This is a genomic window from Canibacter zhoujuaniae (genome assembly GCF_011752005.1).
Lineage (GTDB): Bacteria > Actinomycetota > Actinomycetes > Actinomycetales > Microbacteriaceae > Canibacter > Canibacter zhoujuaniae.
In genome coordinates this window covers 165,496-181,965 of sequence record NZ_JAAIJZ010000001.1, presented here as the reverse complement: position 1 = coordinate 181,965, position 16,470 = coordinate 165,496, and the positions used below count along the sequence as shown (strand labels likewise).

Here is a 16,470-nt window from a genome sequence, read left to right as displayed (position 1 = left end):
CTATTCTACTCTTTAACTATCTGTCGCTCGTTTATTCGTGCCCTATGCTTATAACGTGAGCAAAATCGAGAGCAACTGGCAGTACACCGAGCAGTTCCCCGTAGAGACTGAGCATCTGGCGAAGGCACGACGGCTCTCTCTAGAGCTGGGTGTCACGCCTGTCAGTCGCTCCATTGCAGCAGCACTCAGCAACACTGTGCTCATCTCGCGGGCAAAACAGATTTGTGAGTTGGGAAGCGGCCTTGGTGTATCTGGCTTAGCGCTGCTGCGCTACGCTCCGCAGGCCCATCTGACCTCAATCGATATCGAACCCGAGTATCAGCGACAGTCTCGCCCGCTATTTGAGGAGGCTGGCGTCTCGGGCAGCCGGCTGCGCATGATCCAGGGGGATGCTATGGAGGTGCTCCCTCGGCTAAACACCGGTTCTTATGATCTGCTCGTTATCGACGCCGATCCGAAGAATCTGCTCGCCTATGTTGAGTTTGGTCTGCAGGTGATTCGCCCCGGTGGTTCGATCATTGTGCCAAATGCGTTTAACGAGGGTCACGTTTCTGACCCTGCTGCGCGCGATGAGGTGACACAAAACTTCCGTGATCTGCTTGAGATGATGGCCGATTCACCCGCCGTTTCAAGCCAGCTTTCCCCTATCGGGAACGGCCTGTTAACACTGACCAGACTGCCTTAAAGTTACCCAACCACGCGGGTCAGCACATCACGCATTTCGGTCGCTTCATCGTCATTGATTGAGACAACGAGGCGGCCGCCACCCTCAAGAGGCACTCGCAACACAATTACCCGACCTTCGCGTTCGGCTTCCATCGGCCCATCGCCGGTGCGTGGTTTCATTGCCGCCATTGTTCCTCCTTGTTGCAGATGAATACAGTCTCTATTTTAGCGCGCGCTCCTATTGCGTCGCTGGCGAAAGCCTGAGCGAGAGCACTCTTTAGCCTTCTGAAGTTAGCCCAATAGAAACTTGCGCAGAGAGTCATAGCAGTCGGTTATCTGCTGCACCGGCACCGCCTCCGCATCGGCGTGCGCAAGCAGCGGGTCGCCCGGGCCGAAGTTTATCGCTGGGATTCCCATGTCACTAAAGCGCGCAACATCTGTCCACCCAACTTTTGCCTGCGGCTCCTCCCCAACCGCTGCCACCAATGCCTGCGCTAACGCAGCATCAAGACCGGGGCGTGCACCCGAGGCAAGATCCACAATTTTAACCTCATCGGCTGCCGTATCTGCGAAAAAGTCTGTGACGAAGGCGGCCGCATCCTCCGCCGACTTATTCGGCGCGAATCTGTAGTTCACCTCCACTGTCACAAGATCGGGAATCACGTTTCCGGCAACACCGCCGTTGATCCGCACCGCGCTCAGCCCTTCGCGATACACCAGACCGTCCACTTCTACAGCTGCAGCTTCAAAAGCTTCAAGCTTTGTTAGGGCTGCTGCCGCCTTGTGTATCGCGTTAACGCCACGCCACGCTCGTGCAGAGTGCGCACGCTTACCGGTGAAAATAACTTCAGCTCGCAGAGTGCCGTTACAGCCACCCTCAATCGTGCCGTTGGTTGGCTCACCCAGAATTGCAAGATCACCCGTGAATAGCTCTGGATTGTTCCGCAGCGTGCGGCCGAGTCCGTTCAGATCACTCGAGACTTCTTCATGGTCATACCACACCCAGGTGATATCGAAAGCCGGTTCTGTGAGCTCGAGAGCTAACACTAATTGCACACCGACACCAGCTTTCATATCAACAGTGCCGCGGCCCCACAACATTTTTCTGCCAGTTGCGTCAGTTTCAAACCGGGTTGGCAAATTATTGTTCAACGGCACAGTATCGATATGCCCGGCGATAATAATTCTTTGGTCGCGACCAAGCTCTGTGCGGGCAACGATCGTGTCACCGTCACGCACCACCTTTAGGTGCGCTGCTGTCTCAAGCAGCGCCTGAATATTATCTGCCAGAGTTTTTTCATTACCCGACACTGATTCGATGTCACAAATCTCTTGCGTGAGTAAGACAGGATCTGTGCGCGCGGAAAGCTTACGGGGTGAAAAAGTGTTAGACATACTTTCAACTCTACATATTAAGCCCTATTCTTGAGGGTATGACTAACGCAACTATTGTCTCCGAAGAAACCGCCTGGGGTTGGGCCTTGGTCACTAGCACCAGCAGCGGAACAACGCTTGACGCGTGGTTTCCAGATCCGAAATTGGGTGCACCAAGCAGCGCCGATAAGGATCAGATAGCTCCAGAAGCAGTGCAGCCAAGCGAGGAACGCGATTCTCTGCGTGACGTAGTGTTCAGCACTGAACGTATAACCGTAAATCTGCAGCAGCCTGTCGCAGACACGAAAGATGCATATCTGCGACTGCATCTTTTGTCTCATCGAGTTGTGCTGCCAAACAGCATTAACCTTGACGGTATTTTTGGTCACCTCCCTAACGTTGTCTGGACAAGCTCAGGACCAATCGCTGCCGACTATTACGCTGCGAATCTACCCCGTTTAAAGCGTGCCGGGTTAACGGCGGTGGGGCTCGATAAATTCCCGCGGCTCACCGACTATGTTGCGCCGAGCGGGGTGCGCATCGCTGACACGTCTCGCATCCGTTTGGGCGCATACCTCGCTCCAGGCACCACCGTGATGCACGAAGGCTTCGTTAACTTTAATGCGGGTACGCTCGGCACTTCAATGGTTGAGGGTCGCATCTCGCAGGGTGTTGTTGTGGGTGACGGCAGCGACATTGGCGGTGGCGCCTCAATTATGGGCACCCTCTCCGGTGGCGGAAAGCAGCGGGTCACAATTGGTGAGCGCGCCTTGCTCGGCGCAAACTCAGGCATCGGCATCTCTATCGGTGATGACAGCGTCGTTGAAGCTGGTCTCTATGTCACAGCGGGCACTAAGGTGCACCTTCCGAAGGGTCTTGGAGCAGAGCATCCAGAACCACTCACGGTGAAGGCGGTCGAGCTCTCAGGTGTTGCTAATCTGCTCTTCCGTCGCAACTCAACTACCGGATCAGTTGAGGCACTGCCCCGCACCGGCGCAGGTATCACGCTAAACAAGGATCTGCACGCTTAACCCTTAAGTAACCGGATGCATTTGTGTGAAAAGGCTACCGAAATAAATTTTCGGTAGCCTTTTCACACAATATAACAGCTTATTGATGCCTAACTAGCGCTCGAGGTGGCGCAGAGTCTCACCAATATAGACCTGCTGTGGTCGACCGATTTTGGTCAGGCTGTCTTGCTGCGCCTCGCGCCAGTGCGCGATCCAACCCGGGAGACGACCGATCGCGAAGAGCACAGTAAACATGCGTGGATCAAAGCCCATAGCGCGGTAGATAACACCGGTGTAGAAATCCACGTTCGGGTAGAGGCGCCGCTCTTTGAAGTAGTCATCTTCAAGCGCAATCTGTTCAAGTTTCTTCGCGATATCAAGCAGCGGGTCATGGATACCGAGCAGATCGAGCACCTGATCCGCGCTTTCCTTCACAATACGCGCACGTGGATCATAGTTTTTGTAAACACGGTGCCCGAAGCCCATCAGCTTCACGCCCTCTTCCTTGCGCTTCACCTTTTCAACAAAGGCTTGAACACCCTCACCCGAGTCTCGAATCTGTGCGAGCATAGTCAGCACAGCTTCATTAGCGCCGCCGTGGAGCGGGCCAGACAGCGCATTAATGCCGGCAGAAATCGAAGAGAACATATTTGCGCCGGTTGAGCCCACAAGACGCACGGTCGAGGTTGAAGCGTTGAATTCATGGTCGGCGTGCAGAATCAGCAGGCGATCTAAGGCCTTCACCAGCACCGGGTTAATCTCGTATTCTTCAGAGCGTAAACCGAAGTTCAAGCGCAGGAAGTTCTCAACGTAGCTGAGCGAGTTGTCTGGATACAGGAACGCCTGACCAACAGATTTTTTATGCGCATAAGCTGCGACCACCGGAAGCTTTGCAAGCAACCGGATAGTGTTTACCTCAACAAGCTCAGGATCACTTGTGTTCAGCGATGACTCATAGAAGGTTGACAGCGCTTGAATACCACCAGAGAGCACTGCCATCGGGTGCGCAGTGTGCGGCATTCCCTCAAAGTAATAGCGCATATCTTCGTGGAGCAGTGTGTGACGACGAATTTCAGCGTCAAAACTCGCCATCTGTTCAGCGGTCGGCAGTTCGCCGTAGATCAGCAGGTAAGCCACCTCCAGGAAGGTGCTCTTTTCTGCAAGCTCTGCAATCGGATAGCCGCGATAGCGCAGAATACCCTCATCACCGTCAATATAGGTGATAGCCGAACGTGATGGTGCGGTGTTTACGAACCCGTAGTCGACCGTTATATGCCCGGTATCTTTTGCAAGCGCGCTAATATCTAACGCAGACTTGCCGTCCGTAGCCTCAATAATCGGCAGTTCAGTGGTTACACCGTTAATCTCAAGCTTTGCTGAAGCACCTGATCCAGGTATATTCTTCGGGCTCACATTATCTCCTTGCTTTGGCGCGGAAGTGTTACTGCAAGCGAAAGGGTGTCATCGCTGGCACTTCTAAATAGCCTATCTGAAATTTCCTGAACGTAAGCGATCTGCAGCGGCTGCTATCTTTTCGTCGGTGGCGGTGAGCGCAAAACGGACGTGTTTAGCGCCTGCTGCGCCATAGAAAATACCCGGCCCGGCAATAATGCCACGCTCAGCCAGGAAACTGATCGAATCCCAACAGTCAACCCCCTGCGTCGCCCACAGGTAAAGGCCGGCCTCACTGTGACTTATCTGCCAGCCACCGCTCTGCAAAGCTGGTAAGAGCACCTCTCGACGCACCTGATATCGCTGTTTCTGCGCACTAACCGCATTGTCGTCAGCAAGCGCAGCGACGGTTGCCGCCTGAATCGGAGCAGGCACCATTAAGCCTGCGTGCTTCCGCACAACGAGTAGCTGCGATATAAGTTCGGCATCCCCAGCCACAAAAGCGGCTCTATACCCGGCAAGATTAGACTGCTTGCTGAGTGAGTACGCAGCCAGCACGCCGGTCATCTCTTCCCCCACAACACGCGCGTCTAAAACTGACGGAATCGGCTCTGAATCCCAGGGGGCTTCCCAACCAAACTCGGCATAGCACTCATCAGAAACCAACACCGCACCAAGTTCACGCGCGCGAGTGACAGCCTCCCGCAGCTGCTCCAAACTCAATACTCGGCCGTGCGGGTTCGCGGGTGAGTTGACCCACACAAGTTTAGTGTTCTCCGGCCAGTTAGCGGGATCATCACACGGCACGGCCGCAGCGCCCACTAACGCTGCCCCCATTTCATAGCTCGGATATGCAATTTCCGGATACACTACGGCATCACCCGCACCAAGCCCGAGCAAAAACGGCAGCAGCGCCACCAGTTCTTTTGACCCGACGGTCGGCAGCACATTCGTTTCCGCTAACTGCACACCGCGGCGCCGCTGATACCAGGCGACTATCGCCTCACGCAGTTCAAGACTGCCCACTGTCGCCGGATACGCCTGCGCCGCACTCGCGTCTGCAAGTGCCGCACGGGCGCTGTCGGGGGTGGCGTCAACCGGCGATCCGACAGAAAGATCGATTGCGCCCTCCGGGTGAGCCTTTGCCCTATCAACGTAAGGCTTAAGAGTATCCCAGGGGTATTCAGGCAGCTGTCGCATTACTCCCCCTGCGGTGGCAGCGCTGCTATGAGCGGGTGGTCAAAATCATAGGCGCCAACTTTTGCGGCTCCGCCAGGTGAGCCTATCTCGTCAAAAAACTCAACGTTGGCGTTGTAGTATTCCTGCCACTCATCAGGCAGGTCGTCTTCGTAGTAAATCGCTTCTACCGGGCACACAGGCTCGCAAGCACCGCAGTCGACACACTCATCGGGGTGAATATAGAGTGAGCGTTCGCCCTCATAAATACAGTCAACCGGGCACTCATCGACACATGCACGGTCTTTCACATCTACACACGGCAGGGCGATCACGTAAGTCATACGTCTATCCTAGACAGCTTTCAATAAGAGCGCGCTCAGAACTACCACCCAGTAGGAGAAAATTAACGCGGGCCCTGCGGCAATAAATTTTTGAGCTTGCGGATCGCGCGATATCAACCGCCCATCCGCTACTTTTACCGCGATCTTTAGCGTCACAAACAAAAACAGTGAAACCAGCGCACAGTAAATAACTATTACGGCAGGCGCCACATATGTGAGCATTCCGATCAGGAGGGACGGAAACAGTTTGACATCGCCCCAACCGATAGCGTGTGGCGCAACAAGTTTCAGCACAAGCAGCACAGCAGAAACGCCTAGCGCCCACAGCAAATGTGCAACAGCAGCACCTTCTGCAAACCACAGTAAAACACTGCAGACGGTAGCGCTTAACACCAGCGGGTTTGGCAGGCGACGCTCAGCAAAATCGATCCGCACCAAACAAATGTGGATAGCGAGCAGGGCTCCGTGCAACAGCAGCTGCCACACAGAAAGCCCGGCAAACATCGCTGTTACCCTGTGATTACCGGGATAGAACTGGTTGCGGGTGTCGCAATCTCATCTGCCACAACCGCAGTGCCGATGCCATTATCGGTAAGAATCTCCAGCAGCACCGAGTGTGGCTCGCGGCCATCGATAACAGCGGCCTGCGGCACACCCCCGCGCACTGCGCCGATACACGCTTTCATCTTTGGAATCATGCCACCGGCAAGGTTTGGGAGCAACTCTTCAAGCTCCGAAACGCTCATGCTGCTGATCAGAGACGCGGTGTCCGGCCAGTTTGCGTAGACGCCCTTAACATCTGTCAGAATAACCAGTTTTTCGGCCCCGAGAGTTGAAGCGAGCGCCCCTGCGGCTGCATCGGCGTTAATATTTAACGCTACGCCGGTCTGTTTCTGGTCGGCGGCAATTGATGACACCACCGGGATAAGCCCGCGATCAAGCATCGCTAAGACAGGATCGACACGCACGCTGATAATATCGCCCACCTGCCCAAAGTCGATTAGCTCGCCGTCAACCCGCTGCGGCTCCCGTTTTACGGCGTTAAAAAGGCCGGCGTCAACACCGCTGAGCCCGATAGCGAACGGTGAGTGCGTGTTTATCTCATCCACCAAGCGCGGATTAACCTTACCGGTGAGCACCATTCGCACAACCTCCATTGCTTCTGGAGTTGTGACGCGATACCCTCCCCGAAACTCACTCTGAATACCCAGTTTTGTGAGCATTTCATTGATCTGTGGCCCGCCGCCGTGCACTATCACCGGACGAATACCGGCCAAGCGCAGAAAAACCACATCTTCCGCAAACGCTTGGAATAGTTTCGGATCAACCATTGCATTGCCACCAAATTTGATCACCATGATCTTACCGTTGTATTTTTTCAACCACGGCAGGCTTTCAACTAAAGCAGCAGCTTTCAGACGGACCAGTTCGGGGTCGCTGTGATCATGAAAAACGCTCATCAACTCACCTAGCTTGAATATGCACTGTTTTCGTGCACGTAGTCTGTTGTCAGGTCGTTGGTTCGAATAGTCGCGGTGTAAGAGCTGTCACCCACAGCCGCAAACAAATTGATTTCAACCAGTGTGTGTTTTGGTCGCAGATCGCACTCTGCAACCGGTCGATCCGGCCCGCCATTGCTGCACAGGCGCACGCCGTTAAAGCTGACATCAACCTTGTATGGATCAAACACCGCGTTTGTGGTGCCGATCGCTGCGAGCACCCGGCCCCAGTTCGGATCATTGCCGAATATCGCTGTTTTGAAAAGATTGTTGCGCGCCAGTGCACGCCCAACCTCTTCTGCGTCTCTTTCGCTCTTGGCACCCGTTACCGTAATGTCGATCGTGTGACTGGCACCCTCTGCATCCGCCTGTAATTGCGCAGCGAGCGAGTCACAGACGGCGGTGAGATTGCGGGTAAATTCTGTCGCATCAACATCTGCGTCACTGACCCCGCTAGAGAGCAGCGTCACCTGATCGTTTGTCGACATGCAACCGTCGGAGTCGAGGCGGTTAATCGTCTGGCCGACAGCCGCCTCAAGCGCCTGCTGCAGTTCTTGCGGCGCAAGTCTGGCGTCTGTTGTAATCACCACCAGCATCGTTGCAAGACCCGGCGCAAGCATTCCGGCACCCTTAGCGATCGCACCGATACGGTATCCGTTTTCACCCTCGATGTGGGCTGTTTTAATAACGGTGTCGGTTGTCATAATCGCTTGCGCGGCTGCGTCACCAGCTGCTGTATCCGAGGCAAGCTGCGTTATAGCGCACTCAACGCCGTTAAGAACTGCGGCACGAAAATCTGCGCCGCCGGCGCCGATGAGACCGGTCGAACACACCTGAATTTGTGCTGGGCGCGTTTCACCGAGTTCCCCACCAAAACGCTCTGTAATTAGGTGAGCTGCGCGGTTAGCGGTTTGCTTCGTTGTCTCATAGCCAAACTCACCCGTAAAGCAGTTTGCGCCGCCTGAATTTAATACAACCGCGCGAGTATTTTCAATGTCGACGCTCTCAGACCACAGAATCGGGTTTGCTTTGGCCCTGTTGCTTGTGTAAACGGCCGCTCCCACAGGATTCTGGCCAAGATTAACCACTGCAGCAAAATCAAGTTTGCCGTTTTGCTTGATACCGGCTGCAACACCAGCAGCAACAAATCCTTTTGGGTGTGTGACGTTCATGGCGCGATTCCGTTCATAGTCAAGCCGGTAGATTCCGGCAGTCCAAGCGCGATATTAGCTGACTGCACAGCAGCACCGGCGGTGCCCTTTGCAAGATTGTCGAGAGCTGCCACAACCACTACACGCTTAGCTTTTTCGTCAACCGCAACACTCATAACGCAGGTGTTCGCACCGATAGTATCGGCAACTCGCGGCTCTACACCCGCTGGGAGTACGTGCACAAAAGGTTCGTCAGCGTATGCATTCTCCCAGGCAGCGCGCACCGCAGCGGCTGTTACCCCGTCACGGAGTTTAGCGGTGCTGGTGGCGAGAATACCGCGCGCCATGGGCACCAGCATCGGGGTGAAACTTAAAGTTACCCGCTCAGAGGCTCCCGCTTTGCGCAGTGATTGCAAAATCTCGGGAATGTGTCGGTGGCTGCCGCCAACAGCGTAGGGGCTTGCCGATCCCAGCATCTCGGCGGCAAGCAGGTGCGGCTTTAAAGTTTTGCCGGCACCTGACGGGCCAACCGCTAAAGCCGTCACAATATCAGCGTCCTCTGCCAGCACCCCGGCTGCAAATCCGGGCGCTAGTGACAGCGCAACAGTTGAAGCGTTGCATCCGGGAGCCGCGATCCGCCCCCTACCCGCTGTTAGTTCGCGCGCGAGCACCTCTCGCTGCCGGGTGCCATGCACCGCATCAATAATCAACTCAGGCACACCGTAAGCCCAGATGCCAGCAAATTCTGAGCCGTAATACTCCTGCCAGTCTGCCGCATTTTCAAGACGGTGATCTGCGCCGCAATCAACCACAAGCTGCGTGTTTTCTAGTTTTGCAGTTATTGCGCCTGAAGCCCCGTGCGGTAGCGCAAAAAACACAATGTCATGCCCGTCAAGCACCTCAGCGCTAATTTTCTGCAGCCGTAAGTGCGCCAGCGACCGCAACTGCGGCTGATGCTGCCCCAGCAGGTCACCAGCACTAGAGTGCCCGGCAACGGTGACAACCTCAAAATCAGGGTGACCTGCGAGAAGACGCAGCAACTCACCTCCGGCGTATCCGCTAGCGCCAGCGACCGCAATTCGATAAGACACAATCACACCTCACGCAGACGAGCGCCAACGGTTTCTGCCGCGCGCGCTACGCCCTGCAGCTTGGCTTCGCTTGCTTCCTCAGCTTTCAGCGTGCGATCCGCAGCACGGAAGCGCAGTTTGAAAGTCAGCGCTTTCTCGCCCTCGCGCACACTGTCACCACGGTAGTCATCAACCAACCGCACCGACTCGAGCAGGTCACCCGCACCAGCAGCAAATGCTGTCTGCACAGCGGCAGCAGGAGTATCAGCGGCAACCAGGAGGGTGACGTCCTGTGTTGCGGCAGGCATTGTCGAAAGCTGTTGTGCCTGCGTCACCTGCGGTGCGAGCTCAATCAACTTATCTAGGTTCATTTCGAGCGCTGCAACAGCAAACGGCAGGTGCGCAGCCGCAACCACCTCCGGGTGCAGTTCACCGGCAACTCCGATAACCTCACCCGCTAAAAGCAGCTCAGCGGTGCGTCCGGGGTGAAAACCCGGCCTGCTAGCCTGCCGCACATCAAGCTGTGCGCCGAACGACCATGCGATACCGCGAGCCGTTTCAAGTGCGTCAGCCCAGTCGTAGGTGCGTTGCGTTTGCGCGGAGCCAGCCTGCTGCGCAGCCCCGGTCATGAGGGCGGCAACCATGCGCGGCTGGTCAGGCAGTGATGCATTAAGTTCAGCGATAACCTCAGGAGACGGCAACTGTGCCATCGGCGGCACAGTCTTGGTGCCGATCTTCGTGTTACCGTTTTCTGCCACAAAGATTGAACCAAACTCAACCAGCGCCACATCAACCAGCCCGCGGGAGTGGTTGCGCTGCGCTGCTGTGATAAGCCCCGGCAGCAGTGACACCCGCAGATACGGTGCCTGACCGTCCAGCGGGTTAGTGAGCCGCACCGCGTTTACTTTGTAGTTAAAATCCTCGGCAGCAAAGGTTTCAAGCTGTGCCTGGCTAACAAAAGGCGCGATAATAACCTCTGTCAGACCGGCCGCTGCAGCAAAGTTTGCTGCACGCCGACGCAGCTGCTGCGCACGGGTGAGCCCGCGCCCTGGAGGTGCAACAGGCAGCTGCGATGGAATTTGATCGTAGCCGTTGATACGCGCTATCTCTTCGATAAGATCTGCCGGACGTGTCAGATCTGCGCGCCAGCTCGGTGCGGTCACTCGGTAGCCGCCGTCTACAGCCGCAACCTCACACCCAATCATTTCTAGTGCCGTAGTTATGCTTTCAGCGCTGTAGTCGACACCAACAAGTTTTTGCGGTGCATCAGCTGCTAGCTCTATCGTCACAGGTTCATGCGCTGCGGTAAGTCGCGCACCCTCCGCAGATGCAGAGCCACCACCGTATTCAACGAGCAGGTCAACCATACGCTGCGCTGCCGCTTCAGCAACCAACGGATCAACGCTGCGCTCAAAACGCTTCGCCGCCTCACTCGGCAGTTTGTGGCGACGCACAGAGCGCGCAATTGAAACAGGGTCAAAAGTGGCCGCCTCAATTAGCACCTCGGTTGTCTCCGCGGTGGTCTTAGTGCTCTCGCCGCCCATAACACCGGCCAGACCGATTACGCCGCTGTCATCGACGATGACGAGGTCTTCTGTATCAAGTTTGCGCGTGGTTCCGTCAAGCGTGACCAGGGTTTCTCCCGCGGTGGCGCGACGCACACCGAGGCCGCCCTGAACCTTTGCGGCATCGTATGCGTGCAGTGGGTTGCCCAGTTCAAGCATGACGTAGTTTGAGATGTCAGCGGCAAGACTCAACGGGCGCTGACCGGCTAGCAGCAGGCGCGCAACCATCCACTGCGGTGTCGGGCGCGACTGATCTACGCCTGTTACTTTGCGCACGACAAAGCCCTGCACACCAGCACGACCGCGAATCGGTGCCTGGTCGTCAAGTTTCACAGGGAAACCGGAAAACTCAGACTGCTTACTGCGCGCAGTCAGTTCGATTGCTGGATCGGTGAACTTTGCGCCGGTTGCGTGTGAGTATTCGCGAGCTACACCGCGGATGCTAAAAGCGTATCCGCGATCCGGGGTGACATTTATTTCCACCGCACTGTCACCGGTGCCAAGCACGTCATGCGCAGGTGTTCCAACCGGCGCATCAAGCCCTAACCTGCGGAGGGTGATAATACCGTCATGATCCTCACCCAAACCTAATTCGCGGGCGGATGCAAGCATCCCGTCAGAGACGTGCCCGTATGTTTTGCGCGCGGCGATCTGGAAGTTGCCGGGCAGCACAGCACCGGGCAGGGTTGTGATGACTTTATCGCCAACCTCAAAATTGTGTGCACCGCAGACGATACCCCGCACATCCGCGCCGCCATCTGCTGCGGTTTCACCGGCGGGCGCAACGCGCACCTGACACCAGTTAATTGTTTTACCGTTCGAGTGCTCTTCGGGAGTGCGTTCCAGCACCTCACCAACAACGATCGGCCCGGAAAAATCAAAGCTGTGTGTGTCTTCTTCTTCAAAGCCAACGCTCACAAGCGCAGCGTGCACAGCGTCAAGCGATGGGTCCTTAAGCTCTACGTGCTCGTTCAACCAGCTGAGTGGGATACGCATTAGATAAGTCCTCCGAACTGTGCATTGAAGCGCACATCGCCCTCAACCATGTCGCGCATATCGTTGATGTTGTTCCTAAATTGGAGGGTCCGTTCGATACCCATACCAAACGCAAACCCCTGGTATTCATTAGGGTCTAAGCCAACCGCAAACAGCTCGTTAGGGTCAACCATGCCGCAGCCACCCCACTCGATCCATCTCGCACCGCCGCGTGCATTCGGAAACCAGACGTCCATCTCTGCGCTCGGCTCGGTAAACGGGAAAAAGTTTGGCCGCAGCCGGATCCTGGCTTCCTCACCAAACATGCGCCGCGCAAAGTGCTCAAGCGTGCCCTTCAAATGCGCCATCGTTAAACCTCGGTCGATAGCGATTCCCTCAATCTGATGGAACACAGGGGTGTGCGTTGCGTCCAACTCGTCTGTGCGATAGACGCGCCCCGGCGCAACAACGTAAAGCGGCAGCTCGCGATCCAACAAGGCACGCACCTGCACCGGGGATGTGTGCGTGCGAAGCAACAGGTGTGCGTCAGTTGGGCTGACATAGAAAGTGTCAGCTTCAGCGCGGGCGGGATGATCCGGGTCAAAACCTAAGGCGTCAAAGTTGTACCACTCATGTTCGAGCTCTGGGCCTTCGGCCACTTCCCAACCCATAGCGATGAAGATGTCTGAAATTTCTTCCATCAACTGCGCAAGCGGATGCCTCGCCCCCACCGCGCGACGCGGTGCGGTGGCGGTCACGTCAACAGTTTCTGCGCGCAGCCGCGCTTCCGCTTCCTGTTTTGCCAAAACTGCTTCGCGCTGTGCGTAGGCGCTTTCCACCCGGCCGCGCGCCTGCCCCATTAGCTTGCCGGTTTCAGCTTTCAGCTCCTTTGGCACCTCACGCATCAGCGAATTTAGTTTCGCAAGAGCAGACTGCTCACCTGTGTGCTGAGTTTTTGCCGCTTTTAACTCAGATAGATTCTGTGCGGCCTCACACGCTGCGAGCGCGAGCGTAACAGCTTCTTGAACGGTTTCTTGGCTAATTGGGTTCACATCTGACACAAATACTCATTCTAGTGCCGTTTTGAACGGCCGGCTATGTGCGCACACTGGCGGTGCGGGTGCGCGTGCTCGCAAGCTAGCTGTGCAATAGATCTATAATTTAAGCAGTATGCAAGCTAGTGTTTTTGAAAGTCACGCCAGTCGCGGTTTTGTCGCTGGTGTGATTGCGCTGTTTGCAAGCAGTGTCGGTGCTTTGGCGCATACGCTCGCCGGTGCTGCTGCACCAAGTCTGACAGCAATTGTGTGCACCACTCTCGTTGCCTGGCCGTTTGCGCTGCTTGCAACCGGTCGCCGCTGGCGTGCTCCGCTGCTGACGCTGTCTGTGCTGTTAACGCAGACTCTCTTCCACTGGGTGTTTGTTGGGATGGCCGGCCTCTCGCCGACCGGGTTTCTTGCCAGCTCACACCAGCATTCGCACGCTGTGCCTAAGTTTGTTTTTAACGTCACCGGTCATACCAGCGAGCTGTTCTTGAGCGGTGCGCAAATGTTTTTAGCGCACGCTGTGGTAGCTGCTCTCACTACGCTGCTTCTGCTCAACGCTGCTAAGGGTGCGGATCGTGTGCAGCAGACCGTGTCATATCTGCGGCACAGGCTGCAGTTTTGTCTGCATCGTGCAACCGTATCGCACATTTTGCCCCCCAAGCTCTCTGTTGAGCTGCCGGGTGCGGAGCATCGACCCTCCCTAAAAATTAAGGATTTTACTTTCTCCGGTATGCGCTTTCGTGGACCGCCAGCGCACAACAGTTATTGCTAACAAATAATTGTTTCTAGGGGAAAATATGTCTATTAGTAAAATTTTGCGCCCTCTAGTCGCGCTGTGCGTTTTAGTTTTTGCGACTGTGCTGCCGGTTACGGCTGCGTCTGCGCACGACAGACTTGTTGATTCCACACCCGCCGCAAATGAAATTTTGGGCGCGTCTCCCAGCGAGCTGACACTGCGTTTTAGCGCAGCGGTGACAGACATCGCTGGCGGCAATGTGGTCACCATTAGTGCAAAGCAGCAGGGTGAGGTTTCGACGGGTGAGTTAAAGATTGACGGTGACACTCTGACGCTGCCGATTTCTGCTGAGCTGAACGGGCTCTATTCGGTTGCTTGGCGTGTTGTCTCCTCAGACGGTCACCCGATAGAAGGAAGCTATGTGTTTGGCGTTGGTGATGTCACAGCCAAAGAGCTCGCCGACTACGCTGCAGGGCTTAAGAACCAGCAGGTAGGCCAGGCTACCACTGCGGCAGAAGAGGAGCCTCCCGGTGCGGCAGCAGTAGTTTGGGCTTCAATCGCTGTGTTCGTCTTTGCTGCGATTGTTATCGCGGTTATCGTCTGGTACCAGCGCAATAACAGCGCGCGCAAATAATCAAGATTAATTTACGTTTTAAAAAATTTTTAAGGACATTTCTATGTTTAAATCATCTGTTCGCAAATCAGCCGCTGCGACCGCTCTTGTCGCCCTCGCGCTCGCTACCGGTGCTTGCGCTAACAACACCGATGCAGCATCGACAGACGCACACGAGTCACACGCGGAGCATGAGTCGCACGCTCACAATGAAGCGCATATGCACACTCATCACACTTGGGTAAAATCTGCCGCTGCAGGTGAGATGACGGCTGTCTTTGGTGAGCTGCACAACGAAGGTGAAACTCCGCTCGAACTGACCGGTGTGACCAGCGACAGCGCTGGCTCAGTTCAGGTGCATGAGGTTGTAAACGGCATGATGCAGGAGACCGCAACTAATCTCGTGATTGGGCCAGACGAGACGGTCGCCTTTGAGCCGGGCGGGTATCACTTCATGCTGATGGATCTAAAGCGCGATATCCTCGCCGGTGATTCAGTGGCTCTCACCCTCACCTTCAGCGACGGCTCGACTTTTGAACTGACAGCCGAAGCACGCGATTACGCTGGCGCAGAAGAGGGTTATGCCGAGCATGAGGCAGAACACGACCACGATCACGACCACTAATGACAAGCGATAAAGATGCGCAGGCTGACGCTGGTGTAACAACCGGCGTCAGCCGTCGCTCACTTTTGGCTGGTGCGGCAGCGGGTTTCGGTGTTGGCGCAGCCTCCGTCTTTGCGGCGCACGCCTTAAACAGCTCAGCACGCGCCCCGAAACATGCTGAGCAGTCTCTTAACGGTGATACGGTAATCCCCTGTCACGGTGTGCATCAAGCGGGTATCACAACTGAGCCGCAGAGTCACGCCAGGCTGCTGGCGTTTAATCTGCACGCTGCAACAGACGCTGCTGCATTAAAACGTCTGCTGCGCGTGCTAACGGACGACATTGAAGCTTTGACGACCGGGCAGGGAGCACTCGCTGATAACGAACCGCAGCTAGCGGCAAGCCCGGCAGGTCTCACAGTCACAGTTGGTTTCGGCGCAGAGCTAGTAAGACGTGTTAATCCGCGGCGTCTTCCGGAGTGGCTTGCCCCGCTGCCGGATTTCAGCCGTGACGCACTGCAGGAAGAGTTTGTTGGTGGCGATCTGCTGCTCCAAATATGCAGCGACGATGCGCTCACTGTTGCACACGCATCACGGATGCTGCAAAAAACGGTGCGCGGTTTTGCATCCCTCTTCTGGTGTCAAGACGGCTTTAGACGCGCTTACGGTTCTGAAAAGAGCGGAACCACAATGCGTAACTTAATGGGTCAGATAGACGGCACAGTAAACCCAAATGTTACTAGCGACAGTGACATGAGTGAGACTGTTTGGCTAGATTCTGCTGCCAGCTGGCTCTCCGGTGGCACAGCTTTTGTGCTGCGGCGCATCCGCATGGAGATGGACACCTGGGATCAGGTAGATCGTGTCGGGCGTGAAAATGTTGTTGGGCGCACACTTGCAAACGGTTCTCCCCTCACCGGAAATTCAGAGTTTGACGAACCCGACTTTGAGGCCACCAACGCTGTTGGGCTACCGATAATTCATGCCGGTGCGCACATTCGCAGAGCGCACAGCACACAGAGCGCAGAACGGATTCTGCGCCGCTCATACAACTATGATGCGGGTAGCGAACAGGGGCTGCTGTTTATCTGTTTTCAACAGGATCCCTTGCGCCAGTTCGTGCCGATTCAACAGCGGTTAGATGAGCTTGATCTGCTCAACACCTGGGTGACACATATTGGATCAGCGGTGTTTGCGCTTCCGCCCGGTTGGCAAAAAGGCGGAATGCTCGGGGAAACCCTGTTTGCTTAGCC

At 55.8% G+C, this 16,470-nt stretch carries 17 protein-coding genes; 6 read left to right on the top strand and 11 right to left on the bottom strand.

What is annotated here, in order from left to right:
• Window positions 1–55 precede the first annotated feature (55 nt).
• Window positions 56–685 carry an O-methyltransferase gene (locus HCR00_RS00890; RefSeq protein WP_166985013.1) on the top strand — a complete coding sequence of 210 codons (630 nt, stop codon included), beginning with the start codon at window positions 56–58 and terminating at the stop codon, window positions 683–685.
• A 2-nt stretch (window positions 686–687) separates the two neighbouring features.
• On the opposite strand, the gene HCR00_RS00885 is transcribed toward HCR00_RS00890, so the two are convergent.
• Both HCR00_RS00885 and dapE read right to left on the bottom strand, forming a co-directional pair.
• Window positions 688–855 (bottom strand): DUF3117 domain-containing protein, encoded by a 168-nt coding sequence (locus HCR00_RS00885; protein WP_166985015.1) that lies wholly within the window; start codon window positions 853–855, stop codon window positions 688–690.
• Between the two features lie 102 nt (window positions 856–957).
• The gene (gene dapE, locus HCR00_RS00880; protein ID WP_167141963.1) at window positions 958–2,061 is read right to left on the bottom strand and encodes a succinyl-diaminopimelate desuccinylase; all 1,104 of its coding nucleotides are present in this window, start codon (window positions 2,059–2,061) and stop codon (window positions 958–960) included.
• 38 nt (window positions 2,062–2,099) lie between these two features.
• Here dapE and dapD point away from each other — a divergent pair, with 38 nt between their 5' ends.
• Window positions 2,100–3,071, top strand: a complete 972-nt coding sequence (gene dapD, locus HCR00_RS00875; RefSeq protein WP_167141961.1) for a 2,3,4,5-tetrahydropyridine-2,6-dicarboxylate N-succinyltransferase — start codon at window positions 2,100–2,102, stop codon at window positions 3,069–3,071.
• Between the two features lie 93 nt (window positions 3,072–3,164).
• Here the strand turns inward: dapD and HCR00_RS00870 are convergent, their stop codons facing one another.
• The 9 genes from HCR00_RS00870 to pheS all read right to left on the bottom strand — a co-directional run bounded on the left by HCR00_RS00870 (window position 3,165) and on the right by pheS (window position 13,283).
• Window positions 3,165–4,463: a citrate synthase gene (locus HCR00_RS00870; RefSeq protein ID WP_424945185.1), complete on the bottom strand. Its 1,299-nt coding sequence runs from the start codon at window positions 4,461–4,463 to the stop codon at window positions 3,165–3,167.
• A 72-nt stretch (window positions 4,464–4,535) separates the two neighbouring features.
• Entirely contained in the window at window positions 4,536–5,642 is a 1,107-nt protein-coding gene (gene dapC / locus HCR00_RS00865) for a succinyldiaminopimelate transaminase (protein WP_167141957.1), read from the bottom strand.
• On the bottom strand, window positions 5,642–5,962 hold the full coding sequence (gene fdxA, locus HCR00_RS00860) for a ferredoxin (protein WP_166985023.1): 321 nt from the start codon (window positions 5,960–5,962) through the stop codon (window positions 5,642–5,644). Before fdxA ends, dapC begins: the two co-directional genes overlap by 1 nt.
• A 9-nt stretch (window positions 5,963–5,971) precedes the next feature.
• Entirely contained in the window at window positions 5,972–6,466 is a 495-nt protein-coding gene (locus HCR00_RS00855; RefSeq protein ID WP_167141954.1) for a prepilin peptidase, read from the bottom strand.
• Between the two features lie 5 nt (window positions 6,467–6,471).
• Window positions 6,472–7,422, bottom strand: a complete 951-nt coding sequence (argB, locus tag HCR00_RS00850) for an acetylglutamate kinase (protein WP_166985027.1) — start codon at window positions 7,420–7,422, stop codon at window positions 6,472–6,474.
• 8 nt (window positions 7,423–7,430) lie between these two features.
• Window positions 7,431–8,633: a bifunctional glutamate N-acetyltransferase/amino-acid acetyltransferase ArgJ gene (argJ, locus tag HCR00_RS00845; protein ID WP_167141951.1), complete on the bottom strand. Its 1,203-nt coding sequence runs from the start codon at window positions 8,631–8,633 to the stop codon at window positions 7,431–7,433.
• A complete protein-coding gene (gene argC, locus HCR00_RS00840; protein WP_167141948.1) occupies window positions 8,630–9,703 on the bottom strand; it encodes an N-acetyl-gamma-glutamyl-phosphate reductase in 1,074 nt (357 codons plus the stop codon). The genes argJ and argC overlap by 4 nt, the downstream gene beginning before the upstream one ends.
• A 2-nt stretch (window positions 9,704–9,705) precedes the next feature.
• Window positions 9,706–12,243 (bottom strand): phenylalanine--tRNA ligase subunit beta, encoded by a 2,538-nt coding sequence (gene pheT / locus HCR00_RS00835; RefSeq protein ID WP_167141946.1) that lies wholly within the window; start codon window positions 12,241–12,243, stop codon window positions 9,706–9,708.
• A complete protein-coding gene (gene pheS, locus HCR00_RS00830) occupies window positions 12,243–13,283 on the bottom strand; it encodes a phenylalanine--tRNA ligase subunit alpha (protein ID WP_167141943.1) in 1,041 nt (346 codons plus the stop codon). Before pheS ends, pheT begins: the two co-directional genes overlap by 1 nt.
• Before the next feature lie 109 nt (window positions 13,284–13,392).
• Here pheS and HCR00_RS00825 point away from each other — a divergent pair, with 109 nt between their 5' ends.
• Genes HCR00_RS00825 through HCR00_RS00810 form a run of 4 tightly spaced genes read left to right on the top strand, consistent with a single transcriptional unit; the run spans window position 13,393 to window position 16,468 of the window.
• On the top strand, window positions 13,393–14,037 hold the full coding sequence (locus HCR00_RS00825; RefSeq protein WP_167141940.1) for a hypothetical protein: 645 nt from the start codon (window positions 13,393–13,395) through the stop codon (window positions 14,035–14,037).
• 25 nt (window positions 14,038–14,062) lie between these two features.
• Window positions 14,063–14,635 (top strand): copper resistance CopC family protein, encoded by a 573-nt coding sequence (locus HCR00_RS00820; protein WP_167141937.1) that lies wholly within the window; start codon window positions 14,063–14,065, stop codon window positions 14,633–14,635.
• A 43-nt stretch (window positions 14,636–14,678) separates the two neighbouring features.
• Window positions 14,679–15,239 (top strand): copper chaperone PCu(A)C, encoded by a 561-nt coding sequence (locus HCR00_RS00815; protein ID WP_167141934.1) that lies wholly within the window; start codon window positions 14,679–14,681, stop codon window positions 15,237–15,239.
• Window positions 15,239–16,468: a Dyp-type peroxidase gene (locus HCR00_RS00810; RefSeq protein ID WP_167141932.1), complete on the top strand. Its 1,230-nt coding sequence runs from the start codon at window positions 15,239–15,241 to the stop codon at window positions 16,466–16,468. Before HCR00_RS00815 ends, HCR00_RS00810 begins: the two co-directional genes overlap by 1 nt.
• The last annotated feature ends 2 nt before the right edge of the window (window positions 16,469–16,470 follow it).

Coding starts and splice junctions, on each gene's coding strand:
- fdxA (WP_166985023.1), bottom strand. CDS start 5,962: ATGACTTACGTGATCGCCCTGCCGTGTGTAGATGTGAAAGACCGTGCA.
- argB (WP_166985027.1), bottom strand. CDS start 7,422: ATGAGCGTTTTTCATGATCACAGCGACCCCGAACTGGTCCGTCTGAAA.
- HCR00_RS00815 (WP_167141934.1), top strand. CDS start 14,679: ATGTTTAAATCATCTGTTCGCAAATCAGCCGCTGCGACCGCTCTTGTC.
- HCR00_RS00810 (WP_167141932.1), top strand. CDS start 15,239: ATGACAAGCGATAAAGATGCGCAGGCTGACGCTGGTGTAACAACCGGC.
- HCR00_RS00855 (WP_167141954.1), bottom strand. CDS start 6,466: ATGTTTGCCGGGCTTTCTGTGTGGCAGCTGCTGTTGCACGGAGCCCTG.
- HCR00_RS00825 (WP_167141940.1), top strand. CDS start 13,393: ATGCAAGCTAGTGTTTTTGAAAGTCACGCCAGTCGCGGTTTTGTCGCT.
- pheT (WP_167141946.1), bottom strand. CDS start 12,243: ATGCGTATCCCACTCAGCTGGTTGAACGAGCACGTAGAGCTTAAGGAC.
- argJ (WP_167141951.1), bottom strand. CDS start 8,633: ATGAACGTCACACACCCAAAAGGATTTGTTGCTGCTGGTGTTGCAGCC.
- dapE (WP_167141963.1), bottom strand. CDS start 2,061: ATGTCTAACACTTTTTCACCCCGTAAGCTTTCCGCGCGCACAGATCCT.
- HCR00_RS00820 (WP_167141937.1), top strand. CDS start 14,063: ATGTCTATTAGTAAAATTTTGCGCCCTCTAGTCGCGCTGTGCGTTTTA.
- HCR00_RS00885 (WP_166985015.1), bottom strand. CDS start 855: ATGGCGGCAATGAAACCACGCACCGGCGATGGGCCGATGGAAGCCGAA.
- dapD (WP_167141961.1), top strand. CDS start 2,100: ATGACTAACGCAACTATTGTCTCCGAAGAAACCGCCTGGGGTTGGGCC.
- dapC (WP_167141957.1), bottom strand. CDS start 5,642: ATGCGACAGCTGCCTGAATACCCCTGGGATACTCTTAAGCCTTACGTT.